Below are 12,089 nucleotides of genomic sequence, written 5' to 3'. Positions count from 1 at the left end.
ATGGATATGACTTTTTTACGCGCCAGCTTTCTGGCTAGCCTTTTTTTCCTGACAGCATGTGACTCTTCCACCCCCGTGGCGAAACCTGACGCGCCTGCGGCAACGGTTCTGGAAGGCAAAACCATGGGCACCTTCTGGCGCGTTAGCGTGATGAATATCGACAGCGCCCGCGCCGATGAACTTCGCGGCAAAATCCAGTCACAGCTGGATGCAGACGATCAGCTGCTCTCAACCTATAAAAATGACTCCGCGCTGATGCGCTTTAACCTGTCCAAAAGCACCTCGCTATGGCCGGTCAGCGAGGCGATGGCTGATATCGTGACCGAATCCATTCGCGTGGGCTATAAAACCAACGGTGCGATGGACGTTACCGTCGGGCCGCTGGTGAATTTGTGGGGATTTGGCCCTAACAAAGAGCCGGTGCAAACCCCCGACCAAACCGCGATTGACGATGCCCGCGCGCGTACCGGATTACAGCACCTGACGGTCATCAACCAGTACGGTCAGCAGTATCTGCAAAAGGACATTCCGGATCTGTTTGTCGATCTCTCGACGGTGGGTGAGGGCTATGCGGCCGATCACCTGGCGGCGCTGATGGCTCAGGAGGGCATTCCGCGCTATCTGGTTTCCGTCGGCGGCGCGCTGGTCAGCCGGGGCATGAACGCCAGCGGCAAGCCGTGGCGGGTGGCGATCCAGAAGCCAACCGACCGTCAAAACGCGGTGCAGGCGGTGGTGGATATCAACGGTCACGGGATTAGCACCTCCGGTAGCTACCGCAACTATTACGAACTCGACGGTAAACGCATCTCCCACGTGATCGATCCGCAGACGGGCCGTCCGATCGAACACAACCTGGTCTCCGTGACGGTGATCGCCCCGACCGCGCTGGAGGCCGATGCCTGGGACACCGGGCTGATGGTGCTTGGCACGGAAAAGGCCAAAGAAGTGGTGCGTCAGGAGGGCCTTGCCGTTTACATGATCACCAAAGAGGGCGACGGGTTTAAAACCTGGAGCTCGCCGCAGTTTCAGAGCTTCCTGGTGAGCGAACAACATTAAAAAGCAAGGTTGCGGGTTTTTGTTGAGTGGCGCTCGGGCAAGGTATAAGTATGCTTGTAAGAGGAGCCGATGATGAAAAACCCAACCTTCACTACCGATGACGATCGCTGGCAGGCCGTGCTTGCCCGCGATCCGCACGCCGATAATCAGTTTGTCTTTGCCGTGCAGACGACCGGTATCTTTTGCCGTCCCTCCTGCCGCGCGCGCCATGCGCTGCGTAAAAACGTCCGTTTCTATCCCGATGCTGAGCACGCCGCGCAGGACGGCTTTCGCCCCTGCAAGCGCTGCATGCCGGATAAGCCCGATCCGCAGGCGCAAAAGCGTGAGAAGGTCGAAAAAGCCTGTCGTCTGCTCGAGCAGGAAGCGCCGATAACCCTCGACGCGCTGGCGCAGCAGGTGGCAATGAGCCCGTTTCATTTTCATCGGCTGTTTAAATCGGTCACCGGCATGACGCCTAAAGCCTGGCAGCAGGCCGCGCGGGAGCGTCGTCTGCGCAATGCCCTGGTTCAGGGAGATAAAATCACCGATGCGGTGCTGGCCGCCGGTTTCCCGGACAGCAGCACCTTCTACCGCAAAGCCGATCGGGCGCTGGGCATGACCGCAAAACAGTACCGCAACGGTGACGCCCCGGTTCACTACGCTATCGGGGAGTGCTCGTTAGGCCGCTGTCTGGTGGCAGAGAGCGAGCGGGGGATCTGCGCGATCCTGCTGGGCGATGACGATCGGGCGCTTGCCGATGAGCTGCTCTCTATGTTTCCGCAGGCGCGTCCGGAACCGGTGGACGGGGGGTTTTCCCTGCGCGTGCGCCAGGTGATCAACGCCATTGAAGACAACGATGTACCGCTGGCTCTGCCGCTGGATATTCGCGGTACGGCTTTCCAGCAGCAGGTCTGGCAGGCGCTGCGGGCCATCCCCCGCGGTGAAACCGCGAGCTACCAGCAGGTGGCGAACGCCATCGGTAAACCGAATGCCGTGCGCGCCGTGGCGGGCGCCTGCGCGGCCAATAAGCTTGCTATCGTGATCCCGTGTCACCGCGTGGTGCGCCACGACGGCGGGCTGTCCGGCTACCGCTGGGGGACAGGACGTAAATCGCTGTTGCTCAAACGTGAAACGAAAACCGAGGAGGTGTAATGCTCGATCTGTTTGCTGAGGCTGAACCCTGGCAGGAGCCGCTGGGGCCGGGCGCGACCATTTTGCGCCGCTTCGCGCTGGCCCGCGCCGACGCGCTGCTGGCTGGCATCGCTGACGTGGCGGCACGCTCCCCGTTTCGCCATATGGTCACGCCGGGCGGCTACACCATGTCGGTGGCGATGACCAACTGCGGCAATCTGGGCTGGGCCACCAACGCGCGCGGCTATCTGTATGCCACACGCGACCCAATCACCGACAGCCCGTGGCCGCCGATGCCCGACGCGTTTCAGACTCTGTGCCACGAGGCTGCCGTGGCGGCAGGGTATCCTGATTTTACCCCGGACGCCTGCCTGATAAACCGCTACGCCGTGGGCGCGAAGCTGTCGCTGCATCAGGATAAGGACGAGCCGGATCTGCGTGCGCCCATTGTCTCTATCTCGTTAGGGCTGCCCGCCGTCTTTCAGTTTGGCGGATTACGCCGTAACGATCCGCTTAAACGCCTGCTCCTGGAGCACGGTGACGTGGTGGTGTGGGGCGGTGAATCACGCCTCTACTACCACGGCATCCAGCCCCTGAAACCGGGGTTTCATCCGCAGACGCAGGAATTTCGCTATAACCTGACGTTCCGCCATGCATCGTATAGCGAATAAAAATAAGAATTATTCTTGATGTGAGCGAAAGGCAGTTTAAACTGCTGGCTGATTTTTATTGCCTGGATTGCTTTTCATGCAGCTACTTCTTCTCGTCTGGCGTCAGTACCGCTGGCCCTTTATTGCCGTCATGGCGTTAAGCCTTGCCAGCGCCGCGCTGGGCATTGGCCTGATCGCGTTTATCAACGTGCGTTTGATCGAGATGGTCGACACCTCGCTATCGGTGCTGCCGGAGTTTCTCGGCCTGCTGCTGCTGTTAATGGCGGTCACGCTTGGCTCGCAGCTGGCGCTAACCATGCTTGGACACCACTTCGTTTATCGCCTGCGCAGCGAATTCATCAAGCGGATCCTCGACACCCAGGTGGAGCGCGTTGAACAGCTGGGGAGCGCCTCGCTGCTGGCCGGGCTGACCAGCGACGTCCGGGCAATTACCATCGCCTTTGTGCGCCTGCCGGAACTGGTGCAGGGCATTATTCTGACCTTTGGCTCGGCGGCCTATCTCGCCTGGCTCTCCACCAAAATGCTGGCGGTAACGGCGCTGTGGATCGTGATTACCATCTGGGGCGGGTTCCTGCTGGTATCACGCGTTTACAAGCACATGGCGGTGCTGCGCGAAACCGAAGATAAGCTCTATAACGACTATCAGACGGTGCTGGAAGGGCGCAAAGAGCTGACGCTGAACCGCGAACGCGCCGAGCACATTTTTAACAACCTCTACATTCCGGACGCCCGCGAGTATCGCCACCATATTATCCGCGCCGACACCTTCCACCTGAGCGCGGTGAACTGGTCGAACATTATGATGCTGGGCGCGATTGGCCTGGTATTCTGGATGGCAAACAGCCTCGGCTGGGCCGACACCAACGTGGCGGCAACCTACTCGCTGACGCTGCTGTTCCTGCGCACGCCGCTGCTCTCCGCGGTCGGCGCGCTGCCTACCCTGCTGAGCGCCCAGGTGGCCTTCAACAAGCTCAAAAAATTCGACCTCGCACCGTTTAAAGCGGCGTTCCCGCGCCCGCAGGCCTTCCCGAACTGGAAAACGCTGGAGCTGCGTAACGTGACGTTCCGCTATCAGGACAACGCGTTCTCCGTGGGGCCGGTGAACCTGACGATCCATCGCGGCGAGCTGCTGTTCCTGATTGGCGGCAACGGCAGCGGAAAATCGACGCTGGCGATGCTGCTGACCGGCCTGTATCAGCCGCAGTCCGGCGAGATCCTGCTGGACGGTAAGGCGCTCAGCGCGGAAAAACCGGAAGACTATCGCAAGCTGTTCTCGGCGGTATTTACGGACGTCTGGCTGTTCGACCAGCTGCTGGGGCCGGAGGGCAAACAGGCCGACCCGGCGCTGGTGGAGAAGTGGCTGGCGCATTTGCAGATGTCGCACAAGCTGGAGCTGAAGGATGGCAAGATCCTCAACCTGAAGCTCTCGAAAGGGCAGAAAAAGCGCGTGGCGCTGCTGCTGGCGCTGGCGGAAGAGCGCGACATCATTCTGCTCGACGAGTGGGCGGCGGATCAGGATCCGCATTTCCGCCGCGAGTTTTATCAGGTGCTGCTGCCGCTGATGCAGGAGATGGGCAAGACCATTTTTGCTATCAGCCATGACGATCACTACTTCATTCATGCCGACCGTCTGCTGGAGATGCGCGACGGCAGGCTGAGCGAGCTAACCGGGGACGAGCGCGATGCGGCGTCCCGTGACGCGGTGGCGCGCACGGCGTAATGCCAATGTGCCGGGTGGCGGCTTCGCCTTACCCGGCCTACAAAATTGTAGGCCCGTGCAAGCGTAGCGCCGCCGGGCACAAGGATATTGCACAATATGCCGCTTTTTTATCCATCCCGCCCCGTTGTTTATTCTTATTTACATATCCCCGCGCTATGCTTAAAGCCAACTAATTCCACGGATTTATGATTAATGTCGGTATTAAAGAAAAACAGCGCAAGGCAGCGTGACCAGGAGCGTGCGCGGCTCATCTGGCTCCTCACGACCGATAAAGCGGTCACCTCGACGCTTCTGGGCAAGCTGACCCTGGCTGAGCAATATGATGTCGGCACGTTAGCCGACGATATTGCTGAGGTAGGTGCGCTGGTTGCCCATCTTCCCCCGCCGGATCTCGCGGATACCCTCGAAGCGCTCCCCTCGGAAGAACGCCATGCCCTGTGGCGGCTGGTACAAGACCACGAGCGCGGGCAGGTTCTGCTGGAGGCATCGGAAAACGTCTGGGACGATCTGATCGACGAGATGAGCGACCGGGACATTCTGGACGCCGTGCAAACGCTGGATATCGACGAGCAGATTTACCTTGTTCAGCACCTGCCGCGAAACCTGACCGGACGCCTGCTGGCCTCGATGCCGGCCGAGGAGCGCGCCCGCGTGCGTCAGGTGATGCACTACGACAAAAATAGCGTCGGCGCGATTATGGAATTTGGCGTGATCATGGTGCGCCCGGACGTGACGCTCGGCACCGTGCAGCGCTATCTTCGCCGTCTGGGCAGTATGCCGGACAACACCGATAAACTGTTCGTCACTTCCAGAGACAAAACCCTGCTCGGCGAGCTTGAGCTGAAAACCATCCTGCTCAACAGCACCCAAAAAAAGGTGAGCGAGGTGATGGAAACCGAGCCGATGGTCTTCTCGCCGGAAGATGACGCGGAAAAAGCGGCGCGTACCTTCGAACGTGACGACCTCGTCAGCGCGGCGGTGGTGGATTCTGTCGGTAAGCTGATGGGGCGTCTGACCATCGATGAGATCGTTGACGTGGTTTACGAAGAGACCGACAACGACCTGCGTGCGTTAGGCGGGATCAGCGCCGAAGATGACGTTCATGCCTCGGTCGGCAAGGCGGTGAAAACCCGCTGGGCGTGGCTCGCCATTAACCTCTGCACCGCGTTTATCGCCTCCCGCGTAATCGACGGCTTTGAACACACCATTTCCCAGCTGGTGGCGCTGGCCTCCCTGATGCCCATAGTGGCGGGGATCGGCGGCAACACCGGTAACCAGACCATCACCATGATCGTGCGCGCGCTGGCGCTGGAGAATATTCAGCCGGGCAACTTCACGTTTCTCATTCTAAGAGAGATGGGGGTGGCGCTGATTAACGGTCTGGTGTGGGGCGGGATTATGGGCGGCATTACCTGGTGGCTTTATGACGATATGGCCCTGGGCGGCGTCATGATGCTGGCAATGGTGCTGAATCTGCTCGTGGCCTCGATGATGGGAGTGATTATCCCGCTGACCATGACCAAGCTGGGGCGCGACCCCGCGGTGGGGTCGAGCGTCATGATCACCGCCATCACCGATACCGGCGGCTTCTTTATTTTTCTTGGGCTGGCGACGATTTTTCTGATGTAAGTTCATGCCTGCGCTTCAGACGCGCGGGCACGAGCACCATCACGATAATGCCGCCGAGCACGCCAATCGCCAGGTTGCCCGTATACACCGTTGCTGCCACGGTCACCAGCATCACCACCGTTTCTGCGATGGGAGCCGTTTTCAGCGTAGCAGGCTGAATGCTGTGCCAGCTAAAGGTTTTCACGGCCACAATCGCCATGATCCCGGCCAGTACCGCCATCGGGATTTTTGCCATCACCTCGCTGAGCGCGGTGACCAGCACCAGCAGGACCAGGCCCGCAGCTATAGTCGAAATGCGGCTGCGGCCTTTGCCCATCTCAACGTTGACGATGGTTTGCCCGATCATCGCGCAGCCCGCGATCCCGCCATAGAACCCGGCCATGATGTTACCCACGCCCAGGCCGATGCTCTCCCGGCGCTTGCTTGACGGGGTGACGGTGAGCTCATCCACCAGCTTCGCCGTCAGCAGCGATTCCAGCAGGCCAACGAAGGCAATACTTAACGCGCACGGCCAGATAATGCTTAGCGTCTGCCAGTTAAGCGGCACCAGCAGCTGCGTAAAGCCGGGCAGGCCGCCGCTCATGGAGCCTTCATCGCCCACGGTCGGCAGGATCTGCCCGCTGGTGACGGTGAACAGGGTAAGCAGCACGATGGCAATCAGCGGCGAGGGAATGCTCTTAATCACGCGCGGCACCCCCAGGACGATCAGCAGCGTCAGCACGAACAGCCCGACAATCAGCGGGCTTTTGCTCCAGAAGTGGGGCACCTGGGCGAAGAAAATCAGTATGCCGAGGGCGTTAACAAAACCGGTCATCACCGACTGCGGGATAAACCGCATCAGCCGGGCCATGCCGAGCACGCCGAAGAGAATTTGAATAATACCCGCCATAATCACGGCGGGCAGAATGTACTGTACACCGTGCTGATGCACCATCGGGCCAATCACCAGAGCCACCGAACCCGCCGCTGCGGTCACCATCGCCGGACGACCGCCCAGCACGGACAGCACCAGGCACAGCACCACGGAGGCGATCAGGCTGACTTTCGGGTCAACGCCCGCCACCACGGAAAAGGAGATCACTTCGGGGATCAGCGCCAGCGCGGTAATCACGCCCGCCAGGGTTTCGCGCATCAGCTGTTTCGGCGAGCGTAAGACCGTGGCGACGTGGCCTTCATGGGGTAGAGAAGAGTGTGGTAATGACATAACAGTTCGCTGGTTAGGGCAGGCTTCCGTGCGCGCGATCACAAAGTGCAGCATAGTAGCCACTATTGCCTGGCTTTGCCAGTCGTGACGCTAATCCCATACAAACAATCCATCATTAAATTTCACAATTACAATAATTTCGTAACCTTTAAACAATATTTAAAAGTTGCTACCGTTCCCCCGCAGTTTTTTTCACCTGCATTTTCCACGTATAAAGCACAAATAACCTAAGGCATTAATTATGAAAAAAATGACTGCCATGCTCTTTTCTCTGGTGGTGGGGCTGAACGCTGTCTCAACGGCGGCGCAGGCAGATGCACCCAAAGAGCAGGAAACGGACGTCCTTTTAATTGGTGGCGGCATCATGAGCGCCACGCTGGGAACCTATCTGCAAGAGCTACAGCCGGACTGGTCGATGACCATGGTCGAGCGTCTGGACGGTGTGGCGCAGGAAAGCTCAAACGGCTGGAACAATGCCGGAACAGGGCATTCGGCACTTATGGAACTGAACTATACGCCGCAGAAAAAGGACGGTTCCATTAGTATCGAGAAGGCGGTAGAGATCAACGAGGCCTTCCAGATCTCCCGTCAGTTCTGGTCACACCAGGTCAACAGCGGCGTGATGCACGATCCGCACTCCTTCATTAATACCGTGCCGCACATGAGCTTTGTGTGGGGCGATCAAAACGTTAACTTCCTGCGCGCGCGTTACGCTGCGTTACAGCAGAGCACCCTGTTCCGCGGCATGAAATATTCAGAAGATCATGCGCAGATCAAAGAGTGGGCGCCGCTGGTAATGGAAGGGCGTGACCCGAACCAGAAGGTGGCTGCGACCCGCACCGAAATCGGCACCGACGTAAACTACGGTGAAATCACCCGTCAGCTGGTGGGCGCGCTGAAGAAGAAAGAGAACTTCAACCTGCAACTGAGCACCGAAGTGCGCGGCTTTAAGCGCAACGCGGACAACAGCTGGAGCGTGACCGTTGCCGATCTGAAAAACAACGACGCAGAGCACGTCATCAAAGCGAAGTTCGTGTTCATCGGCGCGGGCGGCGCGGCGCTGAAGCTGTTACAGGAGTCCGGCATTCCGGAAGCGGATGACTACGCGGGCTTCCCGGTGGGCGGCCAGTTCCTGGTTTCCGAGAACCCGGAAGTGGTGAATCGCCATCTGGCAAAAGTGTACGGCCAGGCCTCCGTTGGCGCACCGCCAATGTCGGTTCCGCACATCGACACCCGTATGCTTGACGGTAAGCGCGTGGTGCTGTTCGGGCCGTTCGCAACCTTCTCTACCAAGTTCCTGAAAAACGGCTCCCTGTGGGATCTGCTGAGCGCAACCACCACGTCAAACGTGAAGCCGATGATGGACGTTGGGCTGGATAACTTCGATCTGGTGAAATACCTGATTAGCCAGGTGATGCTCTCCGATGACGATCGTTTTGAAGCGCTGAAAGAGTACTATCCGCAGGCGAAGAAAGAAGACTGGCGTCTGTGGCAGGCCGGACAGCGCGTGCAGATCATCAAACGCGATCCGAAAGAGGGCGGGGTACTGCGCCTGGGTACGGAAGTGGTGAGTGATAAAGAAGGCACCATTGCTGCGCTGCTGGGGGCTTCTCCGGGTGCATCCACGGCGGCACCTATCATGCTGCACCTGATGGAAAAAGTGTTTAAAGATAAGGTCGCCAGCCCGGAATGGCAGGCGAAGCTGAAAACCATCATTCCATCTTACGGTACGAAGCTGAACGGCAACGTTGCGGCGACCGAACAGGAGCTGGAATACACCAGCCGCGTTCTGCAACTGCAATACAACAAACCGCAGGCCGCTGAAAAAGCACCTGAGGCAGAGCTGAAGCCGCAGCCGGAAAACAAACCGGTCGCAGATATCGCGCTGTAAGGTAAAAGCAAAACGGTAACAGACGTTACCGTTTTTCGTGTTTCCCCCCTCTTCCGGTGGGAGAGGGTTGTAGTGTCCTGCTGTTTTTAACGTACTGCCGCTTGTTCAACGTTCTCGTCTGCCTTCCACACGCGATACTTCACGTCGATGTTTTCCGGCGTATACACCACAATCGGCAGCTTGCTGTTGTAGCGTAACAGGCTGTTATCGCCCAGATACGCGGTCACAAACTTTTTCTCTTTCTTGCCGTCCGGGCACGCCATCATGGTGGAGACCGGAGAGGTCACTTTATCGAAGACGTAGTAGTCATAACCCCAGCCTTCCAGCGTTTTGCTTTCAAGCTGGCCGCCCAGGCGATGCTGGTTGCAATCGACTTCCAGCGTCTGGCCAATTAACAGCTCAACTTTGAAATTCGCTTCATCCTGCTGAACGGGTAACTGAATTACCTGACGCTTCATCCCTTTTTCCGTTTGCGGATAAGGCGCCACTTTTTCCAGAGGCTGCTCTTTTGGGGTGTCGCTGGCGAAAGCGCTGGCGCTCATGCAGGCTGCGGCAATCAGGGCAATTGCAAATTTAGGTGCGTTTTTCACTGTCATTCCTTTATGTCAAAACGTTCCTGCGCAGATTAGCATAGCGCTCGTGAATGATTGGAGTGATTTACTTACATTTTCATTTCAATCAGTTTAATGAACTGCGTTTTAGGAGTAATTATGGTTGAAAATGCTGGTGTGGAGTCGCAGGGCAGATCGTGTTAGTGTTAGCGCTTAATAATGTTATTTATCTGTAAAGGAAGAGATATGGTTCGCGCAAAACTGAAAACACCTGAAGGGCGGAAGTTTTTACTAGCTCTGTTCGTTGTGTTTATGATTGCCGCCGCATGCGTCGGGCGAGCAACCATTGTCGGCGTTATCGAACAGTACAACATTCCGCTTTCACAGTGGACCACCAGCATGTACGTGCTGCAATCCGCGATGATCTTCGTTTACAGCCTGGTGTTTACCGTACTGCTGGCTATTCCGTTGGGGATTTTCTTCCTTGGCGGGCGAGAGAAGTAGTCGGCGGGAAGATGTTTAGTATGGGGAATGTGCTGGCATTCCCTGATTCAGAACCGTCAAAGAAACGACAATTCTTAGGAACATACGCGAATCGTACAGAAACTCTTTTTCTCAATTATGTATACAGTAGATGAGAAGATTTTATTTTATATAAGCTGTCATTGAATTAATTATAGCTCCATCTTATAAAACCTATTCATTTTTAAACTGTAACTCTTTAACTTATTTCTTTTGTGAATAATTATTTAACCCAAAAAATTCCCAGTCACAATATTGATATCTGATTTCTGTTAATGTATCTTTCCTGCCCACAGGATCTATATAATTAGAGGTATTCAGGTGAAACCATCAAAAATGAAGATCAGAAACAAAATTAAAACAAATGGATTCACAAAAAAAGAACTTTTTAGTTTTAGAGAAGATTATAATGATGTTAAAAGAACATTCCATCCAAAACTGACAAAAGATTTCGCTCTACAGGATGTGATATATAAACAAGCAAAAGAGTCTTTTTCCCCTCTAAAGTTGTTTTTGTCAGTAGCATTATTTTTTCTGATCCTGTCTTTTTTCTTTAATGCTCATGGTAATTTATTTATGGCGGCATCGTTTGCTTTGTTTGCATTTTGGGAAGTTTTTGCAACAGCAAAAAGCTACAAGCTAACTTTTATCAATCAGCTAAAATTAATAAAGTTAGCTATTAGAATTATGTTCTAATTATATTTATTCTCAAATTTATACTTTTCATCCCAAAAGAGCAGTTTTGCTTTATAGCCTGTGTAACCCAAGAACCATAATCTCATTATGGTGCTTTTATTATCCCAAGATGGGATGTAATCGGAATGTATGTTTCTGAAAAGTCTGCCTGTCCCAGGAGTCTCACCGATAAGTTTGTCGGCGAGTCTTTTTGAGTGTTGTGTTACAATTGGCTTACGAATTCCTGCATATATTGATAAAGATAATTCACCAAAGCTGTAAGCATAGTCTCCTTGATCTTTATCGAACCCAAAAACCTCTGCAATTTCTCGATAAAATATTCTTACAGCCCCTGGTGAGGAGTGTTCAAATATTACAGGTGTCATCGCTTCATAAATATTGTTTGCTCCATAGGCTACAAAAACAATCGCCACTCCTCGAAAACGTCTAATATTTAATGTGCTGCTTATTTTATAAAAGTAATGTGCAGCAAATAACTCTAAAGTGCCAGCAACAACACCCCCTGCAATCTTGCTGTATTTTATAACGCCCTGATCTTCAAATATATCGGTGACGTAATAAGTTACATGATCATTCGTTCTTAATATTTTATATTCTTTATTGGCTAATTCGACTTCTCTTTTAAGTTCAAAAACGATTTCTCTTTGGATATAAGGATTGCGCTCATTATTAAATCTTGTTTCATAATCAAAAATATCATTCTCTATATCATTCAAATACTGCATTTTGGTAATATCGCTTTTCATCAAGAAAGTCGCTGCAAGATTTGATATTCGACGTAATTCTACAATGTAGTTGTTCAGATCATAGCGAAGATTTGTCAGAGCAGAGTTGTAAGCCATAGGTATCATCCATGATGAATTATTAATTTAAGTTACTTAGTTGATATAAACGTTTTTGCCTTTGATGTTGGCCGGTCCGCTGGCACTAAAATCCAACTCCGTACCCGCGATCTTTATTTTCCCGCTGCTTTCGACCGTGATGGAGCTGGCCCCGCAGATCAGCTGGATTTTGTCGCCCGAGGTAATGCAGGTGGCGT

General features: G+C 54.6%; 11 protein-coding genes. 8 read left to right on the top strand and 3 right to left on the bottom strand.

Translation table 11 applies throughout. The features are described 5' to 3' along the window. The 5 genes from apbE to mgtE all read left to right on the top strand — a co-directional run bounded on the left by apbE (nt 1) and on the right by mgtE (nt 6,186). A complete protein-coding gene (gene apbE, locus ACSVHP_RS14485) occupies nt 1-1,056 on the top strand; it encodes an FAD:protein FMN transferase ApbE (RefSeq protein WP_447552256.1) in 1,056 nt (351 codons plus the stop codon). 72 nt (nt 1,057-1,128) lie between these two features. Continuing rightward, the gene (ada, locus tag ACSVHP_RS14480) at nt 1,129-2,187 is read left to right on the top strand and encodes a bifunctional DNA-binding transcriptional regulator/O6-methylguanine-DNA methyltransferase Ada (RefSeq protein WP_447552255.1); all 1,059 of its coding nucleotides are present in this window, start codon (nt 1,129-1,131) and stop codon (nt 2,185-2,187) included. Then, nucleotides 2,187-2,837, top strand: coding sequence for a DNA oxidative demethylase AlkB (gene alkB / locus ACSVHP_RS14475; protein WP_447552254.1), 651 nt, complete (start codon nt 2,187-2,189; stop codon nt 2,835-2,837). The genes ada and alkB overlap by 1 nt, the downstream gene beginning before the upstream one ends. 76 nt (nt 2,838-2,913) lie before the next feature. Further along, a complete protein-coding gene (locus ACSVHP_RS14470; protein ID WP_417314881.1) occupies nt 2,914-4,557 on the top strand; it encodes a multidrug ABC transporter permease/ATP-binding protein in 1,644 nt (547 codons plus the stop codon). Between the two features lie 192 nt (nt 4,558-4,749). Then, nucleotides 4,750-6,186 carry a magnesium transporter gene (gene mgtE / locus ACSVHP_RS14465; RefSeq protein WP_417314880.1) on the top strand — a complete coding sequence of 479 codons (1,437 nt, stop codon included), beginning with the start codon at nt 4,750-4,752 and terminating at the stop codon, nt 6,184-6,186. On the opposite strand, the gene ACSVHP_RS14460 is transcribed toward mgtE, so the two are convergent. Beyond that, nucleotides 6,149-7,444 carry a SulP family inorganic anion transporter gene (locus tag ACSVHP_RS14460; protein WP_447552304.1) on the bottom strand — a complete coding sequence of 432 codons (1,296 nt, stop codon included), beginning with the start codon at nt 7,442-7,444 and terminating at the stop codon, nt 6,149-6,151. The genes mgtE and ACSVHP_RS14460 overlap by 38 nt on opposite strands. 187 nt (nt 7,445-7,631) lie before the next feature. Between ACSVHP_RS14460 and mqo the strand changes: the two genes are divergently transcribed. Next, entirely contained in the window at nt 7,632-9,281 is a 1,650-nt protein-coding gene (gene mqo, locus ACSVHP_RS14455) for a malate dehydrogenase (quinone) (RefSeq protein ID WP_447552253.1), read from the top strand. Between the two features lie 86 nt (nt 9,282-9,367). On the opposite strand, the gene eco is transcribed toward mqo, so the two are convergent. After that, nucleotides 9,368-9,871 carry a serine protease inhibitor ecotin gene (eco, locus tag ACSVHP_RS14450; protein ID WP_447552252.1) on the bottom strand — a complete coding sequence of 168 codons (504 nt, stop codon included), beginning with the start codon at nt 9,869-9,871 and terminating at the stop codon, nt 9,368-9,370. Nucleotides 9,872-10,078: 207 nt separating this feature from the next. On the opposite strand from eco, the gene ACSVHP_RS14445 reads away from it, so the two are divergent. Continuing rightward, a complete protein-coding gene (locus ACSVHP_RS14445) occupies nt 10,079-10,336 on the top strand; it encodes a DUF2534 family protein (RefSeq protein ID WP_447552251.1) in 258 nt (85 codons plus the stop codon). A 339-nt stretch (nt 10,337-10,675) separates the two neighbouring features. Next, a complete protein-coding gene (locus ACSVHP_RS14440) occupies nt 10,676-11,050 on the top strand; it encodes a hypothetical protein (RefSeq protein ID WP_447552250.1) in 375 nt (124 codons plus the stop codon). Here the strand turns inward: ACSVHP_RS14440 and ACSVHP_RS14435 are convergent. Further along, nucleotides 11,047-11,892, bottom strand: a complete 846-nt coding sequence (locus ACSVHP_RS14435) for a DUF4225 domain-containing protein (RefSeq protein WP_447552249.1) — start codon at nt 11,890-11,892, stop codon at nt 11,047-11,049. The two genes, ACSVHP_RS14440 and ACSVHP_RS14435, sit on opposite strands and share 4 nt — an antisense overlap. Nucleotides 11,893-12,089 lie beyond the last annotated feature (197 nt).

The sequence above is a fragment of the Enterobacter sp. 186315 genome, assembly GCF_053290175.1.
The sequence above is the reverse complement of the archived record's forward strand: the minus strand, read 5'-3'. Positions and strand labels throughout refer to the sequence as shown.

What these genes read in the sequence shown, in the direction of transcription:
- apbE (WP_447552256.1), top strand. Translation starts at nt 1, where the DNA reads ATGGATATGACTTTTTTACGCGCCAGCTTTCTGGCTAGCCTTTTTTTC.
- ada (WP_447552255.1), top strand. Translation starts at nt 1,129, where the DNA reads ATGAAAAACCCAACCTTCACTACCGATGACGATCGCTGGCAGGCCGTG.
- alkB (WP_447552254.1), top strand. Translation starts at nt 2,187, where the DNA reads ATGCTCGATCTGTTTGCTGAGGCTGAACCCTGGCAGGAGCCGCTGGGG.
- ACSVHP_RS14470 (WP_417314881.1), top strand. Translation starts at nt 2,914, where the DNA reads ATGCAGCTACTTCTTCTCGTCTGGCGTCAGTACCGCTGGCCCTTTATT.
- mgtE (WP_417314880.1), top strand. Translation starts at nt 4,750, where the DNA reads ATGTCGGTATTAAAGAAAAACAGCGCAAGGCAGCGTGACCAGGAGCGT.
- ACSVHP_RS14460 (WP_447552304.1), bottom strand. Translation starts at nt 7,444, where the DNA reads ATGCTGCACTTTGTGATCGCGCGCACGGAAGCCTGCCCTAACCAGCGA.
- mqo (WP_447552253.1), top strand. Translation starts at nt 7,632, where the DNA reads ATGAAAAAAATGACTGCCATGCTCTTTTCTCTGGTGGTGGGGCTGAAC.
- ACSVHP_RS14445 (WP_447552251.1), top strand. Translation starts at nt 10,079, where the DNA reads ATGGTTCGCGCAAAACTGAAAACACCTGAAGGGCGGAAGTTTTTACTA.
- ACSVHP_RS14435 (WP_447552249.1), bottom strand. Translation starts at nt 11,892, where the DNA reads ATGGCTTACAACTCTGCTCTGACAAATCTTCGCTATGATCTGAACAAC.